Source organism: Acinetobacter sp. YH18001, from assembly GCF_013416975.1.
GTDB classification, from domain to species: Bacteria; Pseudomonadota; Gammaproteobacteria; order Pseudomonadales; family Moraxellaceae; genus Acinetobacter; species Acinetobacter pseudolwoffii.
In genome coordinates, this window is sequence record NZ_VPEU01000055.1 from 1 (window position 1) to 12,790 (window position 12,790).

Here is a 12,790-nt window from a genome sequence, read left to right on the forward strand (position 1 = left end):
AAATCATAGGCAATTTCATCTGAATTGCCTATACTCAACCTAACAACACTCAACAAGAAAGAATCATATGAAATTTAAAGCTCTTATTTTGACGGGTCTTGCGAGTATCGCAGTTACAGCTTGTACATCTGCACCAAAAATCCCGCAGCTTGAAGTTGGCGTCTTACAGGAAGTACAAAACCTCGAAGTATCTCCAGAAACCACCAACAACAAGGCAAAACTGACCAAGTTCCTCGACAAATGCGTGATTGAATTTACCGGCGATCTTGGCAATAACCGTGTCGTTGAACAATGGTCATTTAAAGGCCTTACCCTGATGGATGCAGGTTCAGCAACTTTCCAGCGCGACGGCACCAGCACTGCACAAAAGTTTGATCTACATGCCGAAAATGTACAAAAAAACTTTATTTCACTTCGCCATCACTTTGCCAAAGATGCATTAACTCAATGTGACTAAGCATCCTGCCCTGTTTTTATTCAGAAAATGGGGCAATTCTTTATCTAAAATAAATAAAAACCGGTTTCATATCTCACCGCACCGTCTCTCATTACAAAAAAGTTAAATTGTACTTCCCGGAAGCGCTCGCGAATCCATCAGATCTTCATTGTTTTCGTGAAATTATCCGCTACACTCAAAATCAAACAAAAGATCGCTATTTGACTACTTCGAGGTCGATCACATTATGATGATGAAAAAATCTATTATTCTCGGCACTGCATTTTTAATCTGCATTCCGGTATTGACACAAGCTGCAACCGAATCAGAAGCACAAACCAGCAAACCTATTGCGCCATATGGCACCAATCCAAATCTTTTGCATGTCTTTGCCTATAAAGCTCAGGAAGGCGTCATCAATACCGCAGAAAAAGTCGGTGAAGTGACTGAAAAAGGCATTGCCAAAGTCAAACCAGGTGTAGATCGTGCTTGGGGAAATACCAAGGCAGCGGCTTCAGAAACCGCGCAGAAAGTCGATCAGGGAACCACACAGGCAGCCCAACAAACCAATCAGAAAATCCAGCAAACCAAAGAAGTGTGGCGCGCCAACCCTCAACAAGCAGCACCGATTGTGCAACAGCCTTTGAGTGAATCCTCTGCGCCTCCGCAAACCACAACACCACAGATGCAGCCTCAATCCGGTTCCGGCACTGCCACCAGCTATGCAGTGACTGATTTATAAGAAAAGCCCGTCATGGGCTTTTTATTTATCTTTCAGCAAAAAATACTCACTTCAAGAGAAGGATTAAAATCAATTCACCTGCCGTATCGGCTGGCCATTTTTAAAAGCTTCAATATTTTCGACCATCTGATTCACAATGCGCTGCCGTGCATCAACACTGCCCCAGGCATTATGCGGCGTCACAATCAGGTTTGGGATTGTTGCATCGAGTAGGACATTGCCTTCTTTCGGTGGCTCCACCGTTAAAACATCGGTCGCTGCACCGGCAATCTGACCCTCACGCAGCGCCTGCGCCAAGGCTGCTTCATCGACAATTCCGCCACGCGCACAGTTAATTAAAAATGCGCTTGGCTTCATGGCTTCGAGTTCAGCATGACTGATCAAATGTCGAGTGTCTTCAGTAAGTGGACAATGCAGACTGAGAAAATCAACTTGAGCAAGCAACTCGGTAAATGCTACACGGGATGCATCTGCTGGACGGTTTGGCAGCGCCGCAATCAGAACTTTCATGCCAAAAGCTTCAGCCAGTTTCGCCACCGCATGGCCCAGTTCACCATAACCGACAATGCCCAGTGTTTTTCCGGCCAGCTCGACAATTGGCGCATCCAGCAAACAGAATTGTGAAGATTTTTGCCACTGGCCTTGTTGTAGCGCACGTTGATAAGACAGAAATGAAGTGGCCAGATTGAGCATTAACATTAAAGTATGTTGCGCAACCGCAGAAGTACCATAGGCCTGACAGTTACAGACCACAATGCCGCGTGCTTTGGCCGCAGCCAGATCGACATTATTGCTGCCGGTCGCAGAAATCAGGATCAGTTTCAGTTCAGGAGATTGCTGAATGGTCGCAGCATCAATCAGTACTTTATTGCTAATAATGACCTCAACCTCGGCCACGCGGGAAGCAATCTCGGCAGCCGAAGTCGTTGGATACAACACAAGCGGATCAAAGGCTGCATGCAGTGCCTGAAAGTCCAAATCCTGTTGGTCTAGAGAAGCATAGTCTAAATAAACGGCTTTCATGGCTGTTCCCTCAATCCTGTTGAACCATTGATCTTTATCATTTAAAACAAGTCATTGAGGCTTTTCAAGCAGTTTCCGCTCTGCCAATCTTAATCTAGCGGTTTATCGAGATGATTGCGCAATGAACGCCGGATTTTATAGATCACATACACCGCCAGAATGATCATGAAAATAATCGATGCACTCATCATAATCACGGCTGGATGTACACTTTCTGCATGTGCCAGATTGGGCAGCGCTAAACCGACCATGAAACAGACTTGTATCATCTGGGCAGATTGCATCATATAGAGACCCCCTGGTTCGTTTCAACTATCGGGAGCAGTACGGGTGGATATTATTTGTACCGCCTATCTCTATATTATGCCTAGCCAATCACATGTCAAGTAATTGTTTTTTATTAAAAAATAAAGCTAGTTTATCTCATTGTGCGTCACAAACTGCGTATTTTTGTCACTTTCATCGATAAAGGCCGCAGCGCCATACTCATTGGTACTTAAATTCAAGTGCTTATAGCTGAACATATAATAATCGCTATAACGTTTCATGAGAATCGGGTGCATGCCCAGACTGAGTTCATCCTGCTCCTTGATCAGTTTCATGACATGCCGGTCATTCATCACCACCAGATAACGCTCATCATTCAAGCTGATGCTCAATAGGCCATTGCCTTTGGCATAAATCGGTATCAGGAATTTATGGTTCAGGGCAATCGCGCCTTCTGCATAACTTTCGATTTTATGACTGATGACATTAAATACCAGACCATGTCCATATTGATCCAGAAGCAACTGACGATTTTCCTGCGGCAAATTGACATGAATGCCGAGCTTGAGCAGGTCATGCTGATCGACCTGTTTATTTTGCAATAATTCTCTTAAGATCACCTGTTTCTGGCTGGCATCAAAAAACTGATTATCCAGTTGCAGATCATTATTTTTCAGGATACGCCCCAAGGCCATACGATGGCGTGGCAAAACATTTTCAATGACTTTGCGATAATAGAACTTGCTGTTTTTCTTGACCCGACGCATTTTCTGGTAAAAATAACTCGGTTCGTAATCATGTATCAAAAAGTCATACAGCAATTCGGAACTGGCCAGAACGGCAATGGCATCATGTCCGGTAAATGGCAAATGCAGCACATGATGCTGCGGAATCAGGGCCTGTAATTTCAGATAATGCGCACGGTCTTCGGCACAATACGGATCATAGACAATAATATATTCGCACGTGCTATCGATATCTTCGGCTTCAACCCGCATTCCTGCATTCAGCTCTGGTTGATAGAACATATTATAGCGGGCATCGTGTACATCATCCGGATTGATCGAATATTGCGGCACCATCGCCACCACGCGCTGCACGCCTAAGGCGCGGGAATACTTGATCGCGGCATAGCCACCCATCGAGCCACCATAGGCAACCCGCTGCTGAAACGGCGCAATCAGTTCAGCCACTGCCTTTAACATGTTCCACATGGAACCTTGCGGGAACCAGGACTTGTGCTTGGGCATAATACCCAGAACATTGAACTCGAATTTCTGTAGCGACTTTTCTGCATTGATGTTGAGGCCCTTGGCACGGGTAATCAAATCGCCAAATGAAAAAATCAATTCTGAAGATGACCCCGGCATAAAAATCGCGCGTATATGCTCATCTTCAAAAACAATCTGCTTGTCCATAACTTTCCCGTGCTGGTAAATCGAACCCTTCCACAACAATTCAATCAATGAATGCTGTCAAAAAAGTGAATATGCTATTTTATATCGATCAAAAAGATTAAAAAGCGCAAAATATGACACAATCATTACATCCGGCAGCAAAACGGGGTTTTAGTGCATCTGCCGAGCTGTATCAGCAAGTGCGTCCCGATTATCCGGCAGAGATCAGTCAGTGGCTGGCCGATACTTTGACTTTGCCTGTCGATGCGCGTCTTTTGGATTTGGGCAGTGGAACCGGCAAGTTTATTCCTTATTTACGCCCGCTCAGTAAAAACATCATCGCTGTCGATCCGGTTGCGGAAATGCTGGCACAATTAAAACTGGCCCATCCGGACATTGAGGCTGTTGAAGGCCTGAGCCATCAACTCCCCTTGCCTGATCATAGCCTGAATGCGGTATTTTGTGCACAGTCATTTCACTGGTTTGCGAATGCAGAGACCTTACAGGAACTCAACCGAGTCCTCAAACCCGATGCTTATCTGGTTCTGGTCTGGAATCAGCGGGATACCCGGGTAGCCTGGGTTCAGGCACTGGCAGAGTGTATCGCCCCCTTAGAAGGTGATACCCCGCGTTATCATAGCGGAGCGTGGCGCAAGGTGTTTGAACAACAAACCCTGTTTCAGCCGTATGCAGAAACCAGCATGACTCGGCAACACCATGGCAGTGTGGAGCAGGTGGTATCAAAACGGCTACTCTCGACCAGCTTTATTGCAGCCATGCCAGCATCCCGGCAAGCACAGCTCAAACAACAGTTTGAACAGATTATCTGGGACTATACAGCCAAAGGTATAGAGGAAATGATTGATTTTCCTTATATTACTCATATATACGTATTTAAAAAAACTAATTAAAAACAGGAGTCAATCATGCATAAAATATCAGGAATGACACGCACTGCCCTGTTTGCAGCAGTCATGCTGCTCATGGCATGTGACCAGAAAACATCAGAAAGTACCGAACCGGCTGCAGACAGTACGGCTTCAGATCAGGTGATGCAGGAACTGAAAACCGAGCCGCTGAAAGACTTCCCCAAAACCACTGAGGATCCACATGATATTGCAGTACTGACCGATTATGAGCAACGTTTTCAGGAAATGAGTGCGGAGCTGGAAAAAGAATTAAACAGCATGCGTGATGAAGACAGCTTGAGTCCGGAGTTTATTCAGCAACGCCAGCGCGATCATGTACAGTCAGCCCTAAATATGCTGAAGGATTTAGAACTGAAAACCGAACAGGGCCGTTATATTCAGGGCATGATGTATCAATATTGGCAACATCAGGACAAATTGGTAAATAGTCCTGAGACTCAAACCAAAACAGTGAATGAGGCCAGTGAAAGTGTCAAAGGTTTAGGAAAATATCTGCATGCGCAAGAGCAACTAGAACGCTGGCGCTCGCAATATCCGGATCTGAATGCCAACACAGCATCTGCCCGCCCAACGAGTTAATTCCATGGAGCTCATTGCTTGCACCAAGCTTGACTAAAATACACAGCGAACATCTAAGCTCAACGGGTGCATACAGGCACCTTGAATAAGCATGATACTGTCCAGGCTTGGTCTGCATTTCAGAATAAAGTCTTTTTCTCCCTCAGCATAAAATGACTTAGCTGGCCTTTAGGAACTGATGCACCCCTTCACCTGCCGCCCGGCCTGTAGCAAAACAGGCTGTCAGCAGATACCCTCCAGTCGGTGCATCCCAGTCCAGCATTTCCCCACAAAGAAATACATACGGATTGGATTTAAGTTGGAGCTGTTCCGACAGCACTTCACGCTTGACCCCACCTGCACAGCTAATCGCTTCTTCAATCGGACGAAAGCCTGTAAGTGGAATGGTCAAATGTTTTATCTGCTTGGCTAATTCAGCAGCATCTTGCCACCAAGTCTTGGCCACCAGTTCACGCACCAAAGCCGCTTTGGCACCATCCAATCCGGCTTTACGCCAAACATTGCTTAAAGACTGCTTCTTAGTCGGCTGTAATTTTTTCGCCAATTGCCCCACACTTTGGTCAGGAAATAAATCCAGACTCAGTTGCATTTGCTGACCTTGTTTTAGCTGTTCGCCTAAACCTCTTCCCTGCTTATAAATCAAACCACTTTCAAGCCCATAATGACTGATCACAATGTCACCCGTGGTTTTTTCACCTTGCCCGACCCAGGCTTCTACACGTTTTAAAGGCTGACCAAAGACTGGCTGCATGAACTTGGACCATGGATATTCCACCCCGGCATTACTGGCCTGAAAAACTTCAATCTCATCGGGTTTTAACCAGGCTTGCCATGCGCCGTCACTGCCCAGTTCTGACCAGGATATTGCGCCACAGGCCAAAATAATCGCATCAAATTTTTCAGTGCGAAGTTCATTATTTTTTAGATCGTGCAGCTCAAGCTGTTGTTGATGCAGGCGGCTGACTTTATGCCGGTAATGAAACTGGATGCCATGACTGGCCAAGCGCTTGAGCCAGGCACGCAGCAAGGGAGCAGCTTTCATCTCTGTAGGAAATACCCGGCCGGATGAACCAATATAAGGCTCAATGCCTAGTTCCTGCATCCAGTTTTGAATCCAGACAGCATCCCACTGTTTGACCCATGGCGACAACCAGTCCACCTGATCATAACGCTGCACAAATTGCTCAACCGGTTCTGCATGAGAGATATTCAGGCCGGTTTTGCCTGCCATCAAAAATTTACGTGCAGCAGACGGTTTTTGCTCATAGACGTGCAGCTCATAATCAAACTGACTAAGGACTTCTGCGGCCATTAACCCGGCAGGACCAGCGCCAACAATGGCAATACGTTTGCTCATCTGATTATTCCGCGACGCTAGCATTCTGCCCTTGCAAAGGCTGGAAATCATCAAACCGTGTCACATAAGCTTCAGGTTTAGTAATAATAAGTTGCTGACACAATTCCCCACGTTCCAGATATTTAATTTCAAAATGGGTGCGTGCTGAATCCTGGGCAATGACTTCTTTAATAAAAGGTAATTTCCACAGTTGTTCTGCCTGCTGTTCTGCTTCTTCGATATAGGCAGGAATATTACTGGCCAGTGTAATGGTTCCACCCGTCTTTAAACGGGAAAGTAAAAACTCAAAAAATGGCATATTGACCCAGCGCTGCGCCGGATTATGCGGTTCCGGATTTGGATACAAAATAAAGAATTGTTCTACCTGCTCTGGATACAATGCATGCACGATCCACGGCAAAGCATCGGCATGAACGGTTTGTAAATTGGCCTGACCTTCAATCCCGTGCTGTTTTTGCATGGCCAGGAATTTTTCGCGGGTACGTTCAATCGCAATCAGTTGAGTATCGGGGTGGGTCTTGGTAAATAACAAAGCATGTTTGCCTTTACCCGCCCCGACTTCGATGCAGACCGCTTCAGGACTGATGCTTTGAAAATCACGGGGTGCATGCATACGCTGTGCTTGAAATTGACGAATCGGCATAATCAGATCAAACTAATAAAAACCGCATAAGTCTACCAAGTGCGGCTATATTTGCCTAATCGAAGCTTTATTTTTCTTTGGAGTTGATCTCATGCCCACTACTTTAAACTGTCCGCGCTGTGGCAAACTGACGACCTGGGAAGAGAATGATTTCCGTCCTTTCTGTTCAGAACGCTGCAAGATGATTGACCTGGGCGCATGGGCCAATGAAGAATATAGCTTGCCCACTCAAGATGCACCGCAGGCGGACACTTCTGAGGATTAGAAGTTCTGTGCAGTAAAAAAATATTTCTGAACTGAAGACTATGTAGGAAATTAGCCAAAAATCACATAAAGTTTATAAAATCACCCTGAAAAGCCAACACGAATTAACACCATTCATCGTGCCTTAGCATTATTGTTCTACTTTAAATCTTCACATTATTTTTAGAGCAATAATATGAGCTATATTATTTTAAAAGTCATATTAGTTGGGGTGGGTCTACTGGCACTTCTCTCTCTGGGAGTCGGTATTTTCCAACAAGATAGCTTGTTTATTGTACTGGGTGTGCTTTTTGCTTTTATGGCCTGGCTAATTCACATGCAAACCCGTCAATTTAGCAGTGATCCATTTTCAAAATAAAAGACCAAGGATACTTGGTCTTTTATTCACGTCGATATTTAACCCGCTTTGCCTGCAACAAAGGGATTATGCTGCTTTTCAAAACCAATGGTGCTGATCGGTCCATGTCCTGAAATAAACTGGGTTTCATCCGGCAGGCTAAAACATTCACGCTGAATTGAATCCAAGAGCTGCTGATGATCGCCACGCGGGAAATCCGTACGGCCAATCGAGCCTTTAAACAGCACATCGCCCGTCCATAACAGGGCATGATTGCTATTATAAAACATCACATGGCCCGGGGTATGCCCTGGCGCGAAACGCACTTCAAATTCTTCATCACCGAGCTTCAGTATTTCCCCCCCTTCCAGCCATTGTGTCACTTCAACTTTTTCTGGAATCGGAAAACCATAACGTGCTGAAACCTCCTGAATCATGTCCAGCCAGAAAGCATCTTCCTTATGTGGCCCAATTACTGGTACATTCCAGGCTTTTTTCAAGGCGCCTACTGCACCTGCATGATCCAGATGTCCATGGGTCAGCCATAAAGCTTTCACGGTTAAGCCCAGAGCTTCGACCTCAGCTTTGAGTTTTTCAGCTTCGCCCCCTGCATCAATCAAAATGGCTTCTTTCGTGTCCGTATCCCAAATGATCGAACAGTTTTGCTGAAAAGCAGTAACCGGAACAATTTTGACTTGTAACATAGGGCAAAAAACCTCGGAAAAATTAATGAGCAAGCGTTTGTGTCAATGCATCCAGATTAGCCTGTAGCAAACTGTTCAGCAATCGCAAATGATCTTCACGGCTATTTAAAGCAGGAATATAACGATAACTGCCTCCCCCCAGAGATTTAAAAGTTTCGGCATTTTCTATGGCCAGTTCCTCAAGCGTTTCCAGACAGTCAGCCGAGAATGCCGGGCTCATCACCTGCACGGATTTCACCCCCTGTTTGGCCCAGTCTTCCAGCAAAACATCGGTATAGGGCTTAATCCATTCCTGTTTGCCAAAGCGTGACTGAAAGCTAATCGCATATTGCTCTGCACTCAGCCCTAACGCCTGTGCAACCAGTTGTCCGGTAATACGACAACGATCGGCATAAGGATCGCCTTTGTCGGCATAAGGCTGCGGAATACCATGAAAAGACATTAACAGTTTTTCCGGCTGACCATGCACTGCCTGATAGTCACGCACGCTTTGCGCCAGAGCCTGAATAAATAAAGGATGTTGATAATAATCCCGAATGATGCTCAAACCAGGCAAATTGCGTTGCTTCACCACCCATTTTGCCAGGGCATCATAGAGAGGTGCAGTCGAAGTAGCAGAATATTGGGGAAATAGTGGAAATAAGATCACATGGTCCTGCGGCTGTTCAGACACTCTGGCCAAAACCTGCTGAATATTCGGATTGCCATAAGTCATTGCTGGCACCACATTCAACTCAAACTGCGGATAGAGCTGGGTCAAATGGGTTTTGACTGTATTGACCTGCTGCAACAGGATTTCACGCATCGGTGAATCCTCTCCCCAGACCTGTGCATAGGCCTGTGAAACCCGCTTAGGCCGAAATGGCAAAATGAATAAACGCAGGATTATTTGCCAAATGGGTTTCGGAATTTCAATCACCCGCTGATCAGACAAAAACTGCTTCAGGAAACGGCGTACTGCTGGAATCGTGGGCGCATCTGGCGTACCCAAGTTGGCCAATATAATCGTCACTTTAGCTTTAGCAGGAGAAGACATTCAGTTTATCCGTCATGGTATCAACCCCTGTACTTTAACAGTTTTTGATTGATTCTCTATATGGATTAATACACTGACTTAGATTGAAAAGTACGATCTAAATCCAGCAAACTGCTGTCCAGTAATTTTTGAGCTTTCGGCGTAATCTGCCAGAGCATTCGCTGGCGGTCATCCCGACCTGATGGCACAATCCAGTCATTCTGGCGCATCTGAATTTTCAAGCTATGCAAGGCACGAATATTCATCTGGGCACGAGCCACGGCATGTGCACGTGGCATTTCTGCCCGTGCATCTTCCAGACCGTTTTCATTTAAATATTCATTCATCCGCTTGGAGAAAAACTCTTCCGGTGTCGGATTGACAAAGGTAGAGCCCAGCAGGGCCAATAATTGCGCCCAAGTCAGCTTCTTCTGAACTTTAATTTCCTTAAAGTTTCCATCCTGATAAGCCTGCATCCGGTATTCAAAAGAAAAAACTTCATGCATGGATACTTTAGGCAGGCTCAGGAACGGATCTATTTCCGCCGTTCCACCATCACGCTCCAGTTGGCTCACTTTAGCCTTAAGCTGATCAATCTCGTCATGCAGCGCCTGGGTATTTTGCGGACGCACCCATCCGGTCACCGGATAACGCTCCAGCATTTGCGGCATATTAAAACGTACTGCCATTTCCAGATCGCGCAAGCTGCGATAAGTAAAGACCTGGTCTACTTCCTGCTGCAGTAATTGACGAAATTCCTTAAACTTTTCCCGTAATTCCGGCTTGGTATCATGTAATGAGCTTTCACGTGATGCCGGATCGTCATGCATAAACACAATAATCGGTTTTTGCTTGGTCACTGCATAGATGTATTCGAGGTGCATATAACCGACACCCGAGACAGACTGTTCCCCATACTGACTGCCTAGCAAAATCACTACATAGTCACAATCATCAATCTGGCGGCGTGAAAAAGCAGTATTCAGCGGCGTACGCTGTTCCAGTCCCCAAGAGAAGAACCCCATACCCACTAATGTTTGAGACAAAATGATACGTTCCGGCTGCATTTCTGCCCCAGAGGTTGAGATGAACACTTGGTATCGTTTATCCAGCATGGGCTATCCTCTTCTCCTGTACATTTGCATAAAAAATGCATGAATTCATGCATTTTGACACAATATGACCACCCCAAAATGAAAAAATATCGTTCTTTTAAAATTATAAAAATGAGTTTTAAACTGCACTCATATTACTGATCTGCCATTTTAAACCGGCAGGAATCAGGTGCTGCAAAACCGGCCGGAGCTGTTCAGCATTCTGCCCACTCACCACCAATTCAATTTTCACGCTTTCTTTACGCTCATGCTCAAATAATAACTCATTTTTAATTAAAATTCGGGCCGTTTGTCTCGCAACTGCGAATCCTGAGTCAATTAATGTCAGCTTTTGACCAAAAATATACTGAATTGACGCTTTTAGGAAGGGGTAATGCGTACATCCCAGCACTAAATAATCAGCGCCTTGATCCACAACCGGTTGTAAAATCTCTATTAATGTCTGTAAACAGGCTTCACTCATCTGCTCTCCAGCCTCAACAAAAGGTACCAGTTCCAGACTGGTCACAGGAAGGACTTTAACCTGAGCCGGTTCGGCAAAACGGGAGATCACATCTTTAATCAGCTGCCCGCGAAAAGTGGCCGGTGTTGCCAAGACCGCAACTGTTTTCGACCGGGTATTCAAGACTGCAGGTTTAAGTGCTGGCACCAAACCGATAATTGGAAAGTTCTCGCCATAATAGTCACGCAAATAATCCAGACTAAAGGCAGAAGCCGTATTACAAGCCACGACTGCCACTTTACAGCCCTGACGATACAGCCATTCAATCGCCTGAGCAGTCAGGCTACGGATTTCCTGATCATCTCTCGGGCCATAAGGCACATGTGCAGTATCGGCATAATAGACAAAGCGTTCATTCGGCAGATGGCGGGCAATTTCCAGAGCCACCGATAAGCCGCCTACGCCCGAGTCAAAAATACCAATCGGCGCATCTGCTGTTGCGTTGGGCATCGGGTCTAATAGCGGGGAAATGGGTTGAATGGCGCTCATAACGGTCTGAATTGCGGTGTCAAAAACTCTAGCGACCAAGCTTAAACCTCAGGTGCTCAAATGCAAGTCTAAATCGCCACTTTTCAAACTTAAAACGGCTTCACCTGCCGGATTTTCATCAAGCTCTCCCATCTCGACCAGATGCAAAAATGCGGCACGCTGGATCAGGGCATTGATTCCAAAACGTACATGCACATAAGGTCGCAACTCATCTTTATATTCACGCATAAAGATCGGATGTTCAGCATCCACAATAATCAGGTCTTGGGTTGTGGTGCCCAGTTGTAAATAACTCAGTCCATTAATCTCGACCTGATCGACCTGATTGACCAATAAAGGTTCATCTTCCACTTCAATTTCAATCATTTCTACCGGTGTTTTTAGGTAGAATTTTCCCTGCTCTTTCCAAAGGACGGTTGCAAACAGGTTAATCATGGCTTGGCGTTTGATCAATTGACCTTCGTGCCACCATTCTCCATTGGCCAAAACCTTCAGATCCATTGTGCCACAATGCTTTGGCTGCCATTGCTCCAAAGGGGGAATTGACCTTTTGTGACCGCCCTGTGCATCTTTTAAGTATTGCGCGATATCTATTAAATTTTTATCATCAGGAGAAGTTACTTTTTTCGTCAGATGTTTGCTGGGTACTGGCTTATCCATAAAAGAAGACCTTAATGACGGAAAAATAATATGTTTCAGCCAATTGGCTAAAACTCGGTTTAAAACTATACTAGCCCAGATTATCAAAGACACCAGTATTTTTGTGTCTAGGAACCAAGAACACTTATGGCAGCACCCAATCATCCGATTATGGTTGCCACCGAATAGTAATATGAGGAGTCCTACATGGAACACATCGAACGTGAATCGATGGAGTTTGACGTCGTCATCGTCGGCGCAGGCCCTGCGGGTCTATCTGCTGCGATCAAAATCCGTCAACTTGCAATTGAAAACAACTTAAATGATTTGTCCGTTTGTGTCGTAGAAAAAG

17 protein-coding genes are annotated in these 12,790 nt (G+C 45.4%); 7 read left to right on the plus strand and 10 right to left on the minus strand.

The annotated features are described in order from the left end of the window. Positions 1-67 precede the first annotated feature (67 nt). A complete protein-coding gene (locus tag FTV48_RS12830) occupies positions 68-457 on the plus strand; it encodes a hypothetical protein (RefSeq protein ID WP_100329299.1) in 390 nt (129 codons plus the stop codon). A 226-nt stretch (positions 458-683) separates the two neighbouring features. Next, complete coding sequence (locus tag FTV48_RS12835) at positions 684-1,178, plus strand: hypothetical protein (protein WP_180000583.1); 495 nt, start codon at positions 684-686, stop codon at positions 1,176-1,178. Positions 1,179-1,247: 69 nt separating this feature from the next. Here FTV48_RS12835 and FTV48_RS12840 read toward each other — a convergent pair whose 3' ends face one another. The 3 genes from FTV48_RS12840 to FTV48_RS12850 all read right to left on the minus strand — a co-directional run bounded on the left by FTV48_RS12840 (position 1,248) and on the right by FTV48_RS12850 (position 3,886). After that, positions 1,248-2,201, minus strand: coding sequence for a 2-hydroxyacid dehydrogenase (locus FTV48_RS12840; protein ID WP_180000585.1), 954 nt, complete (start codon positions 2,199-2,201; stop codon positions 1,248-1,250). Positions 2,202-2,290: 89 nt separating this feature from the next. Then, positions 2,291-2,488: a hypothetical protein gene (locus tag FTV48_RS12845; protein WP_005172920.1), complete on the minus strand. Its 198-nt coding sequence runs from the start codon at positions 2,486-2,488 to the stop codon at positions 2,291-2,293. A 126-nt stretch (positions 2,489-2,614) separates the two neighbouring features. Beyond that, positions 2,615-3,886, minus strand: coding sequence for a hypothetical protein (locus FTV48_RS12850; RefSeq protein ID WP_180000587.1), 1,272 nt, complete (start codon positions 3,884-3,886; stop codon positions 2,615-2,617). 113 nt (positions 3,887-3,999) lie between these two features. Here FTV48_RS12850 and FTV48_RS12855 point away from each other — a divergent pair, with 113 nt between their 5' ends. Both FTV48_RS12855 and FTV48_RS12860 read left to right on the plus strand, forming a co-directional pair. Next, positions 4,000-4,776: a class I SAM-dependent methyltransferase gene (locus FTV48_RS12855; RefSeq protein ID WP_180000589.1), complete on the plus strand. Its 777-nt coding sequence runs from the start codon at positions 4,000-4,002 to the stop codon at positions 4,774-4,776. A gap of 15 nt (positions 4,777-4,791) precedes the next feature. Further along, entirely contained in the window at positions 4,792-5,373 is a 582-nt protein-coding gene (locus FTV48_RS12860; protein WP_180000591.1) for a hypothetical protein, read from the plus strand. A 157-nt stretch (positions 5,374-5,530) separates the two neighbouring features. Here the strand turns inward: FTV48_RS12860 and FTV48_RS12865 are convergent, their stop codons facing one another. Further along, positions 5,531-6,730, minus strand: coding sequence for a TIGR03862 family flavoprotein (locus FTV48_RS12865; protein ID WP_180000593.1), 1,200 nt, complete (start codon positions 6,728-6,730; stop codon positions 5,531-5,533). Between the two features lie 4 nt (positions 6,731-6,734). Next, entirely contained in the window at positions 6,735-7,379 is a 645-nt protein-coding gene (locus FTV48_RS12870; RefSeq protein WP_171255765.1) for an SAM-dependent methyltransferase, read from the minus strand. 85 nt (positions 7,380-7,464) lie between these two features. On the opposite strand from FTV48_RS12870, the gene FTV48_RS12875 reads away from it, so the two are divergent. Both FTV48_RS12875 and FTV48_RS12880 read left to right on the plus strand, forming a co-directional pair. Then, the gene (locus FTV48_RS12875) at positions 7,465-7,638 is read left to right on the plus strand and encodes a DNA gyrase inhibitor YacG (RefSeq protein WP_005095374.1); all 174 of its coding nucleotides are present in this window, start codon (positions 7,465-7,467) and stop codon (positions 7,636-7,638) included. 174 nt (positions 7,639-7,812) lie between these two features. Next, a complete protein-coding gene (locus FTV48_RS12880; RefSeq protein WP_005095373.1) occupies positions 7,813-7,995 on the plus strand; it encodes a hypothetical protein in 183 nt (60 codons plus the stop codon). A gap of 38 nt (positions 7,996-8,033) precedes the next feature. Here FTV48_RS12880 and FTV48_RS12885 read toward each other — a convergent pair whose 3' ends face one another. The 5 genes from FTV48_RS12885 to FTV48_RS12905 form a co-directional block, all read right to left on the minus strand. Continuing rightward, entirely contained in the window at positions 8,034-8,678 is a 645-nt protein-coding gene (locus FTV48_RS12885) for an MBL fold metallo-hydrolase (RefSeq protein WP_159516190.1), read from the minus strand. 22 nt (positions 8,679-8,700) lie between these two features. Beyond that, the gene (gene hemH / locus FTV48_RS12890; protein WP_005172935.1) at positions 8,701-9,714 is read right to left on the minus strand and encodes a ferrochelatase; all 1,014 of its coding nucleotides are present in this window, start codon (positions 9,712-9,714) and stop codon (positions 8,701-8,703) included. A 65-nt stretch (positions 9,715-9,779) separates the two neighbouring features. After that, positions 9,780-10,808 carry a DUF4062 domain-containing protein gene (locus FTV48_RS12895; RefSeq protein ID WP_005095369.1) on the minus strand — a complete coding sequence of 343 codons (1,029 nt, stop codon included), beginning with the start codon at positions 10,806-10,808 and terminating at the stop codon, positions 9,780-9,782. 118 nt (positions 10,809-10,926) lie between these two features. Further along, positions 10,927-11,799, minus strand: a complete 873-nt coding sequence (gene murI, locus FTV48_RS12900; RefSeq protein ID WP_100355488.1) for a glutamate racemase — start codon at positions 11,797-11,799, stop codon at positions 10,927-10,929. A 48-nt stretch (positions 11,800-11,847) separates the two neighbouring features. After that, positions 11,848-12,459, minus strand: coding sequence for a DUF1285 domain-containing protein (locus FTV48_RS12905; protein WP_180000595.1), 612 nt, complete (start codon positions 12,457-12,459; stop codon positions 11,848-11,850). A gap of 186 nt (positions 12,460-12,645) precedes the next feature. Here FTV48_RS12905 and FTV48_RS12910 point away from each other — a divergent pair. Then, on the plus strand, positions 12,646-12,790 hold a 145-nt coding region (locus FTV48_RS12910), incomplete at its 3' end, for an FAD-dependent oxidoreductase (protein ID WP_180000596.1).

What these genes read in the sequence shown, in the direction of transcription:
- FTV48_RS12860 (WP_180000591.1), top strand. Translation starts at nt 4,792, where the DNA reads ATGCATAAAATATCAGGAATGACACGCACTGCCCTGTTTGCAGCAGTC.
- FTV48_RS12850 (WP_180000587.1), bottom strand. Translation starts at nt 3,886, where the DNA reads ATGGACAAGCAGATTGTTTTTGAAGATGAGCATATACGCGCGATTTTT.
- FTV48_RS12835 (WP_180000583.1), top strand. Translation starts at nt 684, where the DNA reads ATGATGATGAAAAAATCTATTATTCTCGGCACTGCATTTTTAATCTGC.
- murI (WP_100355488.1), bottom strand. Translation starts at nt 11,799, where the DNA reads ATGAGCGCCATTCAACCCATTTCCCCGCTATTAGACCCGATGCCCAAC.
- FTV48_RS12855 (WP_180000589.1), top strand. Translation starts at nt 4,000, where the DNA reads ATGACACAATCATTACATCCGGCAGCAAAACGGGGTTTTAGTGCATCT.
- FTV48_RS12875 (WP_005095374.1), top strand. Translation starts at nt 7,465, where the DNA reads ATGCCCACTACTTTAAACTGTCCGCGCTGTGGCAAACTGACGACCTGG.
- FTV48_RS12895 (WP_005095369.1), bottom strand. Translation starts at nt 10,808, where the DNA reads ATGCTGGATAAACGATACCAAGTGTTCATCTCAACCTCTGGGGCAGAA.
- FTV48_RS12865 (WP_180000593.1), bottom strand. Translation starts at nt 6,730, where the DNA reads ATGAGCAAACGTATTGCCATTGTTGGCGCTGGTCCTGCCGGGTTAATG.
- FTV48_RS12880 (WP_005095373.1), top strand. Translation starts at nt 7,813, where the DNA reads ATGAGCTATATTATTTTAAAAGTCATATTAGTTGGGGTGGGTCTACTG.
- FTV48_RS12845 (WP_005172920.1), bottom strand. Translation starts at nt 2,488, where the DNA reads ATGATGCAATCTGCCCAGATGATACAAGTCTGTTTCATGGTCGGTTTA.
- FTV48_RS12830 (WP_100329299.1), top strand. Translation starts at nt 68, where the DNA reads ATGAAATTTAAAGCTCTTATTTTGACGGGTCTTGCGAGTATCGCAGTT.
- hemH (WP_005172935.1), bottom strand. Translation starts at nt 9,714, where the DNA reads ATGTCTTCTCCTGCTAAAGCTAAAGTGACGATTATATTGGCCAACTTG.
- FTV48_RS12905 (WP_180000595.1), bottom strand. Translation starts at nt 12,459, where the DNA reads ATGGATAAGCCAGTACCCAGCAAACATCTGACGAAAAAAGTAACTTCT.
- FTV48_RS12840 (WP_180000585.1), bottom strand. Translation starts at nt 2,201, where the DNA reads ATGAAAGCCGTTTATTTAGACTATGCTTCTCTAGACCAACAGGATTTG.
- FTV48_RS12885 (WP_159516190.1), bottom strand. Translation starts at nt 8,678, where the DNA reads ATGTTACAAGTCAAAATTGTTCCGGTTACTGCTTTTCAGCAAAACTGT.